Raw genomic sequence first — 15,798 nt, 5'->3', positions numbered from 1 at the left:
CCGTCATGCAGGTACCGAAAGTGTGCTACCGCGTTCGTAATGAACCTGACCGTATTGGCGGTTTCGTCGATCGGCACAATCGTGTCGGCGTTGTCCGAAGTGTCGCCCCTGTTCTCCGACAACGGAAGCGCACTGCTCATCGATCTATAGGTCGCCCTTCTCGGAGATGTCGCCAGCGTGCTTTTAGTCGCTACAGCGCCGGGCGCTTCCGTTTGCAAGCACGACTGCGCAGAGAGTCTATTCCCTGTTCGAGACCGGAGTTCCATAACGTCTCGCTTGCTCAAGTCTGGGCTCACAGCGCCGGCGTTGATGTTTCACTCGATCCGCGTCGAAGACTGCAGATCTTTAGCTGTCATGTCGGTGCGCGGGGTCGATGTCCGTGCCGTAGACGAGTATCTTGGTACCGCACCGATACTCTTGGTCATGTGAACGAACCCCGGACCACCGACCCTGCCGTGTCAGGCGTGCCGCTGCCGCGATCGACGGCGGAGGAACTTGCCCAGACACTGCGCGCGGTCGCGGACCCAACTCGACTCCAGCTCTTGAGCTTGATTCTGGGTGCAGAAGAAGGGCGAGCCACGGTGGGTCAGCTCGCGGAGGTACTTGGCGTCTCTCAACCGACAGTCACTCATCATGTCAAAATCCTCGTGGAAGACGGACTACTTATGCGCGAACGCGAGAAGAAATACATCTGGCTATCCGTTGCTTCGGAACGCCGAGCAGCCCTCGAAGATCTCCTACGATGACCCCGCGCCTAGGACGGCCCTTAGAGCCCAATGAGGCGAAAGAGCGTGCGCGTCAAGCCGCCGTTCTCGGAGACCCACTGGCACTGCGTGTCCTCAGCACAATTGCCTCCGGCGACGATCCGTCACACCTGTCCGAGGAATTACGCGCATCAGGTCGAGAAGTGGAGGCTTCCCTCGCGGCACTCAGATCGGTTGGCATGCTGAGCCTTGGGCAAACAGGTGACGCTCTGACAGCGGAGGCCTGGGTACGGTACGGGCGGCTTCTAACCAGCTGGAGCTCCGCATCCGACATCGACGAGGCTGCGCCTGTTGAACCATTACCAGAATCGATCGTGCACGTCGCTAGAGACCTGGCCTACCGGTTCAGTTCCACTTTCAATGAGCAGACGGTGGTTCGCTATGTGCTGGAGAGTTATCAACTGCTCAACGCTCGCGCGAAGACTCGGGCGCACCTTCCGGCACTCACAGCACGATATGCAGCAGATCGGCTCGAAGCGCTGGCCTCGGCCCGTGGCATAGTGCTGCGAGGGACTCCGGAGGTGCTCTTCGTCTGTGTGCGCAATGCGAGCCGCTCACAGATTGCAGCTGCATATTTGAGTCATCTTGCAGGATCGAGCGTGCATGTCCGCACGGCTGGCTCTTCGCCGGACGAGCAAATCAATCCACGCGTCATCGCTTCACTGCGGGAGGCAGGCATCCCACTGCCTGATGAGTACCCTAAGCCGCTCACGGATGAAGTCGTTCGCGCCGCCGACTACGTCATCACCATGGGATGCGGGGACGCTTGCCCCGTGTACCCCGGCCGTCGATACATGGACTGGAGCCTCGACGACCCGACTCACCTTGACGAAGCTGGAATTCGAAGGGTTCGAGACGACATCCGATCCCGAGTCGAGCAGCTCATTGAAGAGATGGGCCTAAAACACTGATCGCGACGTATCAACAGCGCCTGTGTCGTCAGCTTCTCCTGAGGTCATCACTAACGGAGGCATCGCCTGTGGCAGGGCCGGGCGACGCGTTTTGGGCATCACATGACTACCCGCATGCCGCCGTGTCCCGGGCCTATCCCTCTTGATTGAATGCACTCTGCCCGGGGCTGTCGATGACGAGTGCCGACTTCGCCAGAAGATTCAGGAACGCCAGTTCTGCCGTGATTCGATGGCGCGACTCGACTGGGCACGAGGTCAGTGGTTGCATTGAGTCGGCCAATGTACCTCGGAGATTGGCTAAGCCGTCGTCCTTCGTTAACGGGTGCGCTCGGCAGTGTCTGCAGGAGACGCTGCAATCGATCAGCGGTGAGTGGCAGCACGACGATGGCACGGGCTCCCAAGCGAAAAGCCTGTCGAATCAGTTCGTCGTCTGTGCCAGGAGCGATTCCGAGAAAAACACTGCGCTGACGGATCGAAGCAGCCAGCTCGACGGCAATAGTCACTGCTTCAGTAGGGAGGTCGGAAGAGACAATCAGCATGGTGTCGGGCTCGCGGGCGAGACCGGCGAGGGCATCTGTGACGCGTGTGCATAGGGTGACGCTTGCCCCGATGTATCGGAACTCTGCCGCGGCTGCCCGCACTGCTTCGTTGTTTCCCAGGACAAACAGGCGACGTTGCCCATAAACGACCTGGCTCACCCAAACCTACCTGAGATGTAGTCCTCGGTGCGCTTGTCTTTCGGATTCTCGAATATCTCTGCCGTTCGGTCGAACTCCACCAATACGCCGGTGCGATTTCCCGTGGTCTCTTCGGCGTGTGCGGTGAAGAATGCTGTGCGATCGGCGACTCGAGCCGCCTGCTGCATGTTATGAGTGACGATCACGATGGTGAAGTCTTCTCGTAGTTCATGCATGAGGTCTTCGATTCGCATGGTCGCGATGGGATCGAGTGCCGAGCACGGCTCGTCCATGAGGATCACTTCGGGCTTGACCGCAATGGTTCGTGCAATGCACATGCGCTGCTGCTGTCCACCTGATAGTCCGAAGGCGGGGGCCTTGAGCTTATCTTTGACCTCGCTCCACAGCGCCGCCTTAGTGAGGGATTCCTCGACCAGGTCATCCATTGAGCTCACCGACATTCCAGTGACTCGGGGGCCGTAGGCGATGTTGTCGTAGATTGACTTCGGGAACGGGTTGGGCTTTTGGAATACCATGCCGATGCGCCGTCTGACCTCAATAGGGTCGACTCCCTTGGCATAGATGTTCTGACCCATGAAGTTCACTGTTCCCTCAACGCGTGCGCCGTCGATCAAATCGTTCATTCGATTCAGGGATCGCAGCAGTGTCGACTTTCCGCAGCCGGATGGTCCGATCAGCGCGGTTATTTCATTCCGGTTGAACTCGAGATCTACTTCCGTCACAGCACGGAACGCTCCGTAGTAGACATCGAGGTCTTCGCAACCGAGGAGTTGGTTTGATACGGGAGGAAGGTTTCCATGGTTTGCAGCGTGAAAGTGTGGGCGCGGCTCGGGCGACGAGCTGGACTGAGTAGTCGTGTCACTCATGGTCACCACCTTTTCTGGTAGGCGTTGCGGATATAGATGGCTAAAGCGTTCATGAGAAGAAGGACAATCAGCAGGAGGACACTGGTGGCCGCGGCGAGCTGATGGAATCCTTCTTGTGGCCTTCCGGTCCAGTTGAAGATCTGGATCGGAAGCGTGGTGTAGCCGCTGAGCAGCCCATTGGGGTCGAATGTGATGTATACCAGTGCCCCAAGGACGAGGAGTGGAGCTGCCTCTCCGAGTGCACGGGAGAGTGCGAGAATCGAGCCGGTGGCAATCGATGGGACCGATGCAGGTAGCACTTGACGCCACACTGTCTGCCATGTTGTCGCTCCCAGCGCCAGTGACGCGTCACGGATCTCTCGAGGCACCGCGCGCAGGCCTTCCCTGGTAGCCATGATCACCACGGGGAGAATGAGGAGTGACAGCGCGAGAGCACCGCCGATGACGATGTTCTTGTTGTCGACCTGCAACATGGCGAGAAACCCCAACGCCAGGAGGCCGTAGATGATCGACGGTACGGCAGCGAGGTTCTGGACGTTGAGCTCGATCAGACGGTTCAGCCAATTGTGTTTGTCTGCGAACTCCTCGAGGTGGACAGCGGCAGCGATTCCCAATGGAAGAGTGAGCACTGCAGTAGTGATGATGACCCAAACAGAGCCCAGGATAGCCGGACGTGCGCCGGCTTCTTCGGGTCGTGAAGATGGGTACTCCGTCACCAGGTCGGAACTCAGCACCGGGAGTCCTTCGACCAGGATCGTCACCAGGAGCGTGACGAGGACGCTGAAGGCAACCAGGAGCGATAACCACAGCAACCCGAGGAAGATCAGCGGGCGCGGCGCCCGCTCGGCATTTCCTCCCAACTTCAGAGGGCGAATGTCGCTTTCTGAGGTTCGGTTGTCAGCCTTCATCAGTAGGCCTCTCGATATCGTCGAACGAATCCGATACTGATGGCGTTGATCAGCATGGTGAGGAGGAACAGCAGCAGCCCCACGGCGAATAGAGTGTTGTACTCAAGACTTCCCACACGGGAGTCTCCGAGCGCGGCATTCGCGATGAAACCGGTCATTGTCTGTCCTTGGTCCAATGGGCTAGCGACGATCTGCGCCTGATTTCCCGCCGCGATCGCGACGATCATCGTTTCGCCGACTGCTCGTGAAATACCGAGCACGACGGCGGCGACGATTCCCGACAGGGCAGCCGGGAACACGACACGCAGGGAAGTCTGCATGCGGTTGGCTCCAAGTGCTGCGCTGCCTTGGCGCAATGCGCTCGGTACCGAGGACATCGCATCCTCTGCTAGCGAAGCGATGGTAGGCACGATCATGACTCCCATGACCAGTCCTGCGGACAGGACGCTAAAGGCCTGTGTCGGTAGTCCCAACCATTCTCGTAGAACGGTTGTTTGAACGAATTGCAGTGCAAAGAACCCGTATACGACCGTTGGCACGCCCGCGAGGATCTCGAGCATCGGCTTGAGGATCTTGCGAAGACGCGGGTGAGCGTACTCTGACAACAGAATCGCGGCCCCGAGACCAAGGGGTACGGCAACGATCAGCGCAATCATTGTCGTCCAGAGCGTAGCGGTGATGAGTGGAACGACGCCGAATGATGCCTGGGCGAAGCGGGGAGCCCATCGCGTGCCGAAGAGGAATTCTATGATGGAGACTTCGCTGAAGAACGAGATCGACGGTATGACGAGCGCGATGAGTATTCCAACGGTCGTGGCGATGGTGAGAATCGCGGCTAACCGCAGTACGAGTTTGATCACCGATTCGGACCATCGGCGGCGCGAGGCAAAGAGGACGGGGGCCTCGCCGTCCGACCTTGTGGTCGGGCGGCGAGTACCGGCTGAGGTGATAGTCATAGTTATGCAGGCGAATGTGCTCAGCCGAGGCTGGCGAGCTCATCCTGTGCAGTGGTCACTTGGTCCTCGGTGAGTGGGACGAAGAGCGCTCGATCGGCCACGTCGGTGGAGTTCTCAACGTAGAAGTCTACGAATGACTTAGCCGCTTCGTCTTCACTGTAAGACGAGTTATTCACGTAGATGAACAGCTCCCGGCCTAGTGGAGTGTAGCTGCCATCCTGAACGGTTTCTGTGCTGGGAGTCACGTCGTCAACAGAGGTCGCCTTGATGGCCCCCTCGTTTTCTTCGACGTAGCTGAGCCCGAGGAAGCCAACGGCTCCTTTGGCGCCAGACACACCTTGGATAGTGATGTTGTCGTCTTCGGACGGGCTGTAGTCAGTGCGAATCGCTCCCTCTTCGCCATTGATCGCCTCTGTGAAGTAGTCGAACGTCCCGGAGTCGGTACCGGCCCCGAACAAGGTCAATTCCTCGTCAGGGAAGGACGGGTCGACCTGGTTCCAGTTCGTGATCTTTCCTTCAGACTCGGGTGCCCAAATCTTTTGCAGCTGCTCCACGGTCAGATTCGTCGCCCAGTCGTTTTCTGGATTCACAATGACGGAGAGCCCGTCGTTCGCGGCGACGATTTCGGTGTACTCAACACCATTGGATTCGCAGTCCGCAATTTCTTCCTTCGAGATTGGTCGCGATGCATTGGAGATATCAGTCTCGCCAGCGCAGAACGATTTGAAGCCACCGCCGGTACCTGATGTAGAGACTGACACGTTCACTCCCGGTTCAACCTCGCGGTACATATCCGCGGCCGCCTCAGTCAGTGGGGCGACGGTCGATGATCCATCTGTCGTCACCTCGCCAGACAGGCCGCTACCGCCGTCGGATGAGCCGGCATTCTGCCCGCCGCATGCGGCGAGGGCCAGCGCGGCAACTCCGATAAAACATGCGGAGGACAATTGTGCAAAATTCTTCTTCACGTTCCACCTTCAGTTAGGACCCGTCAGGGCCATCACAGATCGCTACAAAGCAGCAGTCAGATAGTTATTCATCTATACGTTTCATATTGAAGATCGCCTATATGAATGTGAGGTGAACTGAACGTGGCTTGGGACTGAATCCTCTTTTGCGCTGACTGGAAGTCAATGTGGGCGACTGCGGTGTATGTGGATTCAGTCCAAATCGCGTTTGGTCTAAATTGAAGTGCTACACGAACGTAACTCTCTGGCGATGGCCCTCGTTGGACTCATGGAGTCGTTGATGACGGCAAAGCTTGTCGACGATGTCACCGACACGCACTCAAACAAGACCCGTGAAGGCTGGGGTCAGGGAGTGGCGAACATTCTCTCGGGATTCTTCGGCGGAATGGGTGGCTGCGCCATGATCGGGCAGACCATGATCAACGTCAAAGCCTCCGGTGCGCGCACCCGGATATCAACTTTCCTTGCAGGAATGTTCTTGCTGATCCTCATCGTCGCCTTTGGCGACATCGTGGCGATCATCCCGATGGCCGCACTGGTCGCTGTGATGATCATGGTCTCGGTCGGAACCTTCGACTGGCACTCGATCAAGCTCTCCACGCTCAAGCGCATGCCCAAGAGCGAAACCGCAGTCATGGTCATCACCGTCGCAGTGGTCGTCGCAACTCACAATCTCGCTATCGGCGTCGTTGTCGGCGTGTTCGTGGCCTCGGTGATGTTCGTCCGTCGCGTTGCCCACCTCATCGACGTTCGGAGGGAGATCCAGGAACACGACGGGGTACAGGTCGCTCACTACACGGTTGAAGGACAGCTGCTCTTTGCCTCCAGCAATGACCTGACCACGCTGTTTGAGTATGTTGATGATCCGGATCGGGTGGTCATCGATCTCACGAAGTCCCACATTTGGGACGCGTCGACTGTTGCCGCACTCGATACGATCGAAACGAAATACGAACACCACGGTAAGGCTGTCGAGTTTGTCGGCATGAACGACTACACCACAGCCTTCCACGCTCGACTCACCGGTGGCCTCGGCGACGGCCACTAAACCCAGGTCTGTCAGCAATGCATCCAAAGCGACGCTCCGAGCCTTCCGCACACGTTGGGGAATGTTGAAGGCGTATCGACACCCGTCAGGACATGAGTACGGCGACGGGTTGAACCGGGCGCACGACAGGGCGCGCAGGCGACATTTGAAAATTGTGCAGCCGCCTTCTGAAACTGACATCGTCGATGACGAAGCGATGTTCCATGAGAAGTTGCGAGAAGTCGTATCGCAGCGATCGCACGCTCGCCACCTGGGTCGGCGTCAGGGCCATGCCCGGGAGCTGCTGTCGTTCCGTCATGATTCTCCGCTGTTGAGGGTCGGGGATAGGACGTTGGGAGTTCTCGGCTCAGTGTAGCGTCGGCACCGATCTGCCTCATGTCAGTCCTCTGCGCTGTGATGCTCCTCTACCTTGTGTCAGCTCCGCGGCGTACCGTTGGAGCATGTGCAGGAACATCAGAACCCTTCATAATTTCGAACCCCACGCCACCACCGACGAAGTTCACGCCGCAGCCTTGCAGTACGTGCGCAAAATCGCCGGCACGACCAAACCGTCCCAAGCCAATACGGAGGCCTTCGACAAGGCGGTCGAAGAGATCGCCCACACCACACAGCATCTCCTCGACGCGCTGGTGACCAATGCTCCGCCGAAGAACAGGGAGGTCGAAGCTGAGAAGCGACGAGCCAGATACGAAGCCCGCGCATGACGATCGCAGTGACTCGCGGTGAACTCAGTCCACCACAGACTTCCCTTGAGCCTCGAGGTCCTTCGTGATTCCCGCCGAGGCGGTGCGCAGGGCCTGCATGATCGCCGGTCCACCCACGTGATGCTCGGAGTCGACGACAACTCCGAGGCCGGCGATGGTCAGCCCGTTGCCGTCGAAGACGGGCACCGCGATTCCCGTGGTGCCGTCATCGATATGGCCGACGAGTTCCGCGAAGTGATAGGTCCGGATCGTGGCCAGCATCTTTCGCAGCACGGCCTGGTCGGTCGTCGTCTTCTCGGTGATCGCGGCCAGCGGTCCGCGCAGATAGGCCTCGCGCACGTGCTTCGGAGCGTGAGCGAGCAGCACCAACCCGCACGAGGATGCATGGGCGGGAAGTCTCCCGGCCGTCTTCGATCGGTGGATGACCGCCGTCGGCTTCGACATCCTCTCGATGATGAGGACCTCGCGTTCGCGCAGGATCCCCAACTGAGTGTTCTCGCCGACGAAGTCGTGGACCGCCATCATGTGCGGTCTGGCCACGGTTGCCAGGTCGACAGCATCGGAGGCGCGGTTCGACAACTCCCACATTCCCACTCCGATTCTGAGCCGACCGTTGGGGTCGCGCTGGAGCAGATTGTGTCGCATCATGTCGTTGATCAGCCGGTACGCCGTGGACTTCGGAAGCGCCGCGCGATCGGAGAGCTCCTCGGTGCTCAGGCTCTGATGATCAGGGTCGAACGCCCCGAGGACCCGGACCAGCCGATCGATCATGGAATCGCCCGATTGAGAGTTCGCCATAGCCGCAATCGTATCCCCGGACCATATGTATTCTCAATGAATGGACCTGCGATGGCTCCTCGTGGTCCGCATCACTATTGTGGCCGATAAGTGTGGCAGTCACGTGCATCACCCATGCCCGAAAAGGCAGACCTCGAAGGAGCGGACGCCACAACAGTCACAACCCGACCAGCGAAGGAACAGGGGAGAAAGACATGAGCGAGAACAGTTTCCTAGGCACCCAGTGGCAGGGCAAGATCTTCACCGGCGCATGGACGAACGGTGCCGACGAGTCCTATGACGTCATCGAACCGGCGACAGGGGAGAGCCTGGGCCGCTTGGGTGCGGCGAATGCCGATGACGTGAACAAGGCCGCCACCCGTGCAGCGGCCGCGCAGAAGGAATGGGCGAAGACGCCACCTGCCGAGCGTGCCGCCGTCCTCCGCCGGGCCGGCGCTCTGTGGGCCGAGCACGCCGAAGAGATCTCCGACTGGATCATCCGCGAGTCCGGCGGCATCCCGGCCAAGGCAGGGCTCGAAGTCAGCTCCGCAGAGCAGATCTGCTACGAATCCTCCGCCCTGCCCAGCCATCCCAAGGGACAGGTCCTGACTTCGAACGAGCCTCGCTGGTCGTTCTCCCGCCGGGTGCCCGCGGGAGTCGTTTCCGTCATCGCTCCGTTCAACTTCCCGCTCATCCTCTCGATCCGCTCCGTCGCCCCGGCGCTCGCCCTGGGCAATGCGGTCCTGCTCAAGCCGGACCCACGCACCGCTGTCTGCGGCGGCGTCACCTTGGCTCGGATCTTCGCCGAGGCGGGACTTCCCCAAGGGCTCCTGCAGGTGCTGCCCGGTGGTCGGGAAGCCGGCGAAGCAGTGGTGTCGGCCCCCGAGGTCTCGGTCATCTCCTTCACCGGATCGACCGCGGCCGGACGCAAGGTCGGCGAGTCCGCCGGGCGCCTCCTCAAGCGCTGCCACCTCGAACTGGGTGGAAACAACGCACTCGTCGTCCTCCCTGGGGCAGAGGTCGGTCCGGCCACCTCGGCGGGAGCCTTCGGTTCCTGGATGCACCAGGGCCAGATCTGCATGACCACGGGCCGCCACCTCGTCCACGAGTCCATCTACGACGAATACGTTGAGCAGCTGTCCGAGCGTGCCAGGAACCTAGCCGTGGGCAATCCCGCCACCGAGGAGGTCGCGCTGGGTCCCATCATCGACGACAAACAGCGGACGAACGTCCGCGATGTCATCGATCAGGCACAGGCCGACGGCGCACGACTGGCAGCCGGAGGAACCGGCGAAGGAGCCTTCGTCCCGCCGACGGTCCTGGCCGACCTGAGCCCGTCGAATCCGGCGTGGACGCAGGAGATCTTCGGCCCTGTGGCGCCCGTCAGCCGTTTCTCGACGCTCGAGGAGGCCGCGGAACTGGTCAACGCCAGTGAATACGGTCTGTCCGTGGGCATCCTCGGCGATGTGGGAATGGCCATCGAACTGGCCGACCTCGTCGACACCGGCAAGGTCCACATCAATGAGCAGACGGTCTCCGATGAGGCGAACGTGCCCTTCGGCGGCACGAAGGACTCCGGCAACGGGTCCCGCTTCGGTGGGGCGGACGCCAACATCGAAGCTTTCACCGAGACCCAGTGGGTCACGATGCGTTCGCAGATCGCGCCATACCCGTTCTGATTTCTCACAGCACTGATTCCTTGACCAGCTGAACGACTGACCCAACGACCGGAGACTTCGATGTCCACACCTGCCGCAGCCCCCGCCACCCGAACGGCGGCCGATACCCGCTGGCCGGCGATCCTATGTTGGCTGGCGGTCGCCCTCGAGGGCTTCGACCTCGTCGTGCTCGGGGCCGTGATCCCCGAACTCCTGGCGACCAACTCCCTCGGGTTCACCACCGAGGCCGCGACGCTCGTGGCGACCTTGAGCCTGGTGGGTGTGGGCCTCGGTGCAGCGGCGGTGGGACCGGTCGCCGACCGGTTCGGACGTCGTTACACGATCATCTTCTGCGTGCTCTTCTTCTCCGTCTTCACGCTGCTCGTGGCGTTCTCCCCGAACGTCGCACTGTTCACGACCTTCCGCTTCATCGCCGGGCTGGCGCTGGGTGCTGTGATGCCCGGCTGCCTCGCCTACATCAGTGAGCACAACAAGTCGGGCAAGACCGGCAAGGCGACGACGCTGACGATGACCGGCTACCACGCCGGCGCCGTGGCGATCTCTCTGCTCGCGGTCTTCTACTCGCACAACTGGCACCTGCTCTTCATCGCCGGTGGCGTGGCCGGCCTCGTCCTCGTCCCACTGCTGTGGTGGAAGCTGCCAGAATCCCAGGCGTTCGTCGATGCTCGGGTTGAGAAGGAAGCACCCGCCGGCAACGCTGGTACCGCAGATGACGATGCAGCGCCTGTCGCCCCGAAGACCGGGATGGCCGGGCTGTTCGTGGGTCGGTTCAAGCTGGTCACGATCGGCGTCTGGGCCGCCAGCTTCATGGGCCTGCTCCTCGTCTACGGCCTCAACACTTGGCTGCCGAAGATCATGGCCGATGCCGGCTACGAGGTCTCCGATTCCCTCGTCATGCTGTTCGTGATGAACGTCGGTGCCGTCGTCGGTCTCGTCATCGCCGGCTGGTTGGCGGACAAACACGGCACCAAACCGATCGTGCTCATGTGGTTCCTCCTCGCGGCCGTGTTCCTCGCCGCCCTGAGCATTCCCATGACCAGTCAGATCCTGCTCAACATCGCGGTCTTCATCACCGGTGTCTTCGTCTTCTCCGCCCAGGTGCTCGTCTACGCCTTCGTGTCCGCGATCTACCCGCCCACCGCGCGCGGCACGGCGATCGGCATGGCCTCGGCAGTCGGACGCATCGGCGCCATCGTCGGCCCGTTCATCACCGGCACCCTGGTCACAGCGGGCATCGCCTACCCGTGGGGCTTCTACCTCTTCGCCGTCGTCGCCGTCCTCGGCTTCGCCGCCATGGTCATCGTTCCGAAGGCCGTGGACCACGCCGGACGATGACTGACTGGATCGATGCCGCGTTCGTTCGCGGAGGCACGAGCAAGGGACTCTACTTCCGTGCCGATGCTCTGCCCACCCTGGACGCGGAGCCGGCCCCTGGAATTGCCGGTGATACCTCGGCGTGGGACGTGATCTTCTGTTCTGCGCTCGGCTCCCCAGACGCCTTCGGCCGTCAGCTTGATGGCATGGGCGGAGGGATCTCCTCGCTGTCGAAGGTGATGGTGGTGTCCGCGTCAACGCGGGCAGGCGTCGACCTCGACTACACCTTCGGTCAGGTCTCCGTCGCCGAGGCGGTCGTGGACTACTCCGGCAACTGCGGAAATCTGTCCTCGGGTGTCGTGCCGTTCGCACTGCTGGCCGGTGTCATCTCCGCAGCCGATGGATGGCACGTCTTCCGGCTATTCAACACGAATACGGGCAAGCTCGTCGACGTCGGCCTCACCGTTGTCGATGGTCAGGCCGCCGTCAAGGGCGACTTCGCACTCACCGGTGTCAGCGGCACTGGGGCACCGATCGAACTCATCTACCCCGATCCGGCGGGTAGTCGTACCTCGGGGATTCTGCCCACGGGAGCCGCCTCCGATTCGATTGATGTCGACGGACGCATGTTCAACGTCTCCATGGTCGACGCGGCACTGCCGGTGGTCATCGTTCCAGCCGACGCGATCAGTCTCAATGGCGATGAGTCACCGGAGTCCATCGACGCCAACCGTCCCTCGACCTTGATGATCGAGGAATTGCGGCGCAAGGCGGCTGTCCGGATGGGGCTGTGTGAGACACCAGAGACAGCCCCGCAGGTCGTGCCTAAGGTCGCCGTCGTGACCTCACAGACGCCGACGACTCTCCTCGATGGCACCACTCTCGAGGCAACAGACTCCGACGTCGTCGTCCGCATGATCTCGATGGGACAGACGCACAAGGCAGTCCCGGGAACCGGTGCCATGTGTTTAGAGGCAGCGGCGCAGATCCCCGGCACAATCGTCAACGGGATCATCAGGCGCTCGGATCATTCGACGGCCGGACCCGAGGTGCGCCTCGGCACACCCTCGGGAGTCGTGACGGCCGCGGCTGTCTGGGACGAAAAGCAGGCGACGGTCACTGCGACTTCGCTGTTCCGCACCGCACGGGTGCTTATGCGGGGTCAGGTCGCCGTGGAAGCCTGAGGTTGGTGGCCCATCCAGAACGGGGCTAGCCTCGCCCACCCAGCCTGCGCCTGCGCACGACGGCGACGATGCTGGCTCCGATGAGGAGAAGCCCGGCTGCTATCGAGATGGTCAGTGCCGGATCCACGCCAGTGCGAGGCAGGTCGCCACCGGGCCCTGCCTCTGCGGTCGAAGAACCGGCAGCAGTCGACGAACCATCTGCGTCTGTGGTCGATGTGCCACTCGACGCATTGTCGGAATCCGCACTCCCGGAATTATCCGAGTCCGCTCCGGCTGAAGAATCTGCGTCTGTGCCGTCGTCGGATGCGCCACCAGCATCAGCATCTCCACCATCAGTCTCAGCTGAGGCCTCTGCTGCATCACTTCCGCCGTCGGCGCCGTCGCCGTCATCCTCGGGCTCGAAGAGTCCGACGACCACAGGGTCGTGGTCGGAGGCGCGGAACTGGTCGGGAGCGTAGAAGTCACCCGCGTTGTAGTTGAAGCGGCTGTATTCGAGTGCCAGAGCCTCGACCGAGTTGATGTTCCAGACATCGGCACCGGTGATCGCGTCGAAGGCGCTCGGCCCGTCCGAAGCATCCAGCGCCAGCACGTGGTCGAGGCTGCCCGTCCGGGACTTATACACGTAGGTCGACTCGTCCGTCATCTCCGACGCGACGTCCTTGTAACCGGCCTCGTAGAAGACCTGCATCGGGTCCTCCTGCGTGTAGGAGTTGAAGTCACCGAGCAGGTAGACGAAGTCGCTGTCGACGGCTTCCTGCTGCTCGCCGGCGAACTCCACCAGGGACTTCGCCTGCTTTACGCGGTCCGCATTGGAGTTGCCCTGCCCATCACCGTTGTCCTCGTTGCCCGGGCCTTCGCCTGAGCCCTTGGACTTGAAGTGGTTCGAGATCGTCACGAATGTCTTGTCGACGTCGAGCTCACCGGATTCGTCCTTCGGTGCGAACGCCTGCGAGAGGGGTTCGCGCGCGTTCGAGAACGCCTCCTCATCGTCAAGGATCGTGGAATCCTTGTGCGGGGCCACCTCGGCGGGCTGATAGATCAAGGCGGTTCGGATGACGTCCTCATCTGCAGGCACCTCGGCGGGGGAGGGAACGAAGTCCCACTTCTCTTCGCCAGCGGCCTCGTTGAGGCTATCGACCAGAGTCTCCAGCGCGGCATCGCGATCTTTGCCGAAGGCGGCGGAGTTCTCGATCTCCATGAGGGAGACGACCGAGGCATCGAGCTTGTTGATGGCCGTGACGATCTTCGCCTCCTGGCGTTCGAGACTCTCCGCGTTCGCCGCACCGCGAGCGTCGCAGCCGCCGCGAACGGTGATGGGGTTGCCCTCGCGGTCGTCGTAGTACTCGCATCCCTCGAGCTGGTCGCCGGTGGTGGTGAAGTAGTTGAGGACGTTGAAGCTGGCCAGGCTGACCTGGCCGCCGATGTCCTCTGGTGCCTCGGTCCGAGTGTCGGAGAAGCTGGCAGGCTGGATCGCCTCGGCGTTGTCCCCGGTCAGGCGGGTAGTGGGCTGGAACCGCCATTTCTCGTGATCGAAACCGAGCACCACCGGCGAGGTGATCGTTGCCTGAGCGCCGACCCGCACAGGGGAGTCATTAGAGATGTATGGCAGGACAGTGTCCTTGTCGTTCTCGAGATAGTTCACTGTCGCACCGTCGTCGAGGACGACCTCACGTTCGAGGTTCTCGGCCTCGACGGCCTTGGCCTCCGCGCTTCCTGGTCGGGCGACATCGGTGGGCTGCGGGAGGGTTCCTTCGCCGGTGGCCAGAACCACTTCGCCGTAGGTGTTCGTGTTGTAGTTGTCGGCCACGGTCAGTTCACCGCCGGGCTGCAGGAGCATGCCTTCGAGGGATTCCCGTGCGGCAGCGTCGTCAGGGAACTCGGCCTCGACTGGCTTGACCGCCTCGGCGGGCTCATCCACGCTCGTCACATCGTTGGCGCCCACGGAGACCTGAGTCTGTCCATAGCGTTCGGAAACGGAACCTGTCAGCTCGAGATGGTCGCCGATGCTGACACCGGCGACTGTGTCGGGCGAGTAGACGAAGACGCCGTCCGAGGCACCGGGAGTCTCATCATCGGCGCCGCCTGTGCCCGGCGTCTGCACGTAGTAGCCGTTCAGACCGCCGCTCGGGTAAGAAGCCGTGACGACGCCCTGCGTCTTGACGGTCTCACCCTGCAGCGGACTTTCATTGCCGGTGCCCTGGACATCGGCGACCGGGGTGACGTCCTCAGGCACCGGGGTGTCCCCGTCGTCATCGCCTCCGTCGTCACCGGGCAGCGCATCCGGGGTGGGAGCAGCGGATGTCCAGGCACCGTCGACGAGTTGGATGGTCTGTCCGCCCGAGGCGGTGGCTCCCGTGGGTGCGGCCTCTTCGCCGACGACGGGGTCCGGGGTGTTCTTGTTCGACTTGCCCGTCACGCCCGCGCCGTCGATCACTCCGCCGATCTGTTCGAAGCCGACGAGCACGCCGTCATCATCGATGGCGAAGGCCGAAGAGCCGTAGCTGCCGTCGGCGGCATTCCCGGACTTCACAGAGTTCGTGATCGACACGTCGATAGCCAGAGCACCGGAGTCGCCGACGGTGGTGCCCTCGGGCACAATCGTCGTGTTCTCCGCAGCGTGGACGCTGCCGCCGCGAGTGACGGACCCGATCGTCCATCCTGAGATGTCGGTGCCGGGGTCGGCTGCGATCTCGATGAAGTCGGTGTCGAGCGTGTAGCCGATCTCGCTGATGTGCGGGTCCTCGGCGGCGGCCGCCGGTGCTGCGGGAAATGTGAGGCCGATCGCTGCGACGAGGCTGAGCGCCGCGCACGACGAGGCCGTCTTGGAGACTGTCATAGGAGCCTTTCGGAATCTTGGGCACCGCGGAAGATGACGGCGCGCACGCATGCACATTATCCAGTGAGAGGTCGACATCGGTGACGACCTTGTGAATACGGTGTGAAATTACTGTACTAGACGTGCGGATGTGGTCAGCGCCGACGATGCGGGCACTGTAAATGAGTCTCGTCGAGGGTGATGTC

General features: G+C 61.6%; 12 protein-coding genes and 2 pseudogenes. 7 read left to right on the top strand and 7 right to left on the bottom strand.

The window, feature by feature from the left end; all coding sequences use genetic code 11:
* Nucleotides 1-5: 5 nt before the first annotated feature.
* Both BLT92_RS21190 and BLT92_RS04675 read left to right on the top strand, forming a co-directional pair.
* The gene (locus BLT92_RS21190; protein ID WP_092103609.1) at nt 6-746 is read left to right on the top strand and encodes an ArsR/SmtB family transcription factor; all 741 of its coding nucleotides are present in this window, start codon (nt 6-8) and stop codon (nt 744-746) included.
* A 161-nt stretch (nt 747-907) separates the two neighbouring features.
* Complete coding sequence (locus BLT92_RS04675; RefSeq protein WP_231939021.1) at nt 908-1,675, top strand: arsenate reductase ArsC; 768 nt, start codon at nt 908-910, stop codon at nt 1,673-1,675.
* Nucleotides 1,676-2,369: 694 nt separating this feature from the next.
* On the opposite strand, the pseudogene pstB reads toward BLT92_RS04675, so the two are convergent.
* The 4 genes and pseudogenes from pstB to BLT92_RS04650 form a co-directional block, all read right to left on the bottom strand.
* Nucleotides 2,370-3,128 (bottom strand): annotated as a pseudogene (gene pstB, locus BLT92_RS04665) (phosphate ABC transporter ATP-binding protein PstB); the annotation flags it as partial.
* A gap of 113 nt (nt 3,129-3,241) precedes the next feature.
* On the bottom strand, nt 3,242-4,147 hold the full coding sequence (gene pstA, locus BLT92_RS04660; RefSeq protein ID WP_092103603.1) for a phosphate ABC transporter permease PstA: 906 nt from the start codon (nt 4,145-4,147) through the stop codon (nt 3,242-3,244).
* Nucleotides 4,147-5,103 (bottom strand): phosphate ABC transporter permease subunit PstC, encoded by a 957-nt coding sequence (pstC, locus tag BLT92_RS04655; RefSeq protein ID WP_092103601.1) that lies wholly within the window; start codon nt 5,101-5,103, stop codon nt 4,147-4,149. The genes pstA and pstC overlap by 1 nt, the downstream gene beginning before the upstream one ends.
* A gap of 20 nt (nt 5,104-5,123) precedes the next feature.
* Nucleotides 5,124-6,071 (bottom strand): PstS family phosphate ABC transporter substrate-binding protein, encoded by a 948-nt coding sequence (locus BLT92_RS04650; protein ID WP_092103599.1) that lies wholly within the window; start codon nt 6,069-6,071, stop codon nt 5,124-5,126.
* Nucleotides 6,072-6,312: 241 nt separating this feature from the next.
* Between BLT92_RS04650 and BLT92_RS04645 the strand changes: the two are divergent.
* Nucleotides 6,313-7,119, top strand: a pseudogene (locus tag BLT92_RS04645) (SulP family inorganic anion transporter); the annotation flags it as partial.
* Between the two features lie 85 nt (nt 7,120-7,204).
* On the opposite strand, the gene BLT92_RS04640 reads toward BLT92_RS04645, so the two are convergent.
* Nucleotides 7,205-7,417, bottom strand: a complete 213-nt coding sequence (locus tag BLT92_RS04640) for a hypothetical protein (protein ID WP_092103597.1) — start codon at nt 7,415-7,417, stop codon at nt 7,205-7,207.
* Between the two features lie 142 nt (nt 7,418-7,559).
* Between BLT92_RS04640 and BLT92_RS04635 the strand changes: the two genes are divergently transcribed.
* On the top strand, nt 7,560-7,823 hold the full coding sequence (locus tag BLT92_RS04635; protein ID WP_092103595.1) for a DUF2277 domain-containing protein: 264 nt from the start codon (nt 7,560-7,562) through the stop codon (nt 7,821-7,823).
* Nucleotides 7,824-7,847: 24 nt separating this feature from the next.
* On the opposite strand, the gene BLT92_RS04630 is transcribed toward BLT92_RS04635, so the two are convergent.
* On the bottom strand, nt 7,848-8,621 hold the full coding sequence (locus tag BLT92_RS04630) for an IclR family transcriptional regulator (protein ID WP_092103590.1): 774 nt from the start codon (nt 8,619-8,621) through the stop codon (nt 7,848-7,850).
* A gap of 194 nt (nt 8,622-8,815) precedes the next feature.
* Between BLT92_RS04630 and BLT92_RS04625 the strand changes: the two genes are divergently transcribed.
* Genes BLT92_RS04625 through BLT92_RS04615 form a run of 3 tightly spaced genes read left to right on the top strand, consistent with a single transcriptional unit; the run spans nt 8,816 to nt 12,777 of the window.
* Nucleotides 8,816-10,279, top strand: a complete 1,464-nt coding sequence (locus BLT92_RS04625; RefSeq protein WP_092103588.1) for a benzaldehyde dehydrogenase — start codon at nt 8,816-8,818, stop codon at nt 10,277-10,279.
* A gap of 60 nt (nt 10,280-10,339) precedes the next feature.
* A complete protein-coding gene (locus BLT92_RS04620; RefSeq protein ID WP_092103585.1) occupies nt 10,340-11,614 on the top strand; it encodes an MFS transporter in 1,275 nt (424 codons plus the stop codon).
* Complete coding sequence (locus BLT92_RS04615) at nt 11,611-12,777, top strand: PrpF domain-containing protein (RefSeq protein WP_092103583.1); 1,167 nt, start codon at nt 11,611-11,613, stop codon at nt 12,775-12,777. Before BLT92_RS04620 ends, BLT92_RS04615 begins: the two co-directional genes overlap by 4 nt.
* A 25-nt stretch (nt 12,778-12,802) precedes the next feature.
* On the opposite strand, the gene BLT92_RS04610 is transcribed toward BLT92_RS04615, so the two are convergent.
* A complete protein-coding gene (locus tag BLT92_RS04610) occupies nt 12,803-15,613 on the bottom strand; it encodes an ExeM/NucH family extracellular endonuclease (RefSeq protein WP_092103581.1) in 2,811 nt (936 codons plus the stop codon).
* Nucleotides 15,614-15,798: the final 185 nt, after the last annotated feature.

Source organism: Brevibacterium picturae (genome assembly GCF_900105045.1).
GTDB lineage: Bacteria > Actinomycetota > Actinomycetes > Actinomycetales > Brevibacteriaceae > Brevibacterium > Brevibacterium picturae.
The sequence above is the reverse complement of the archived record's forward strand: the minus strand, read 5'-3'. Positions and strand labels throughout refer to the sequence as shown.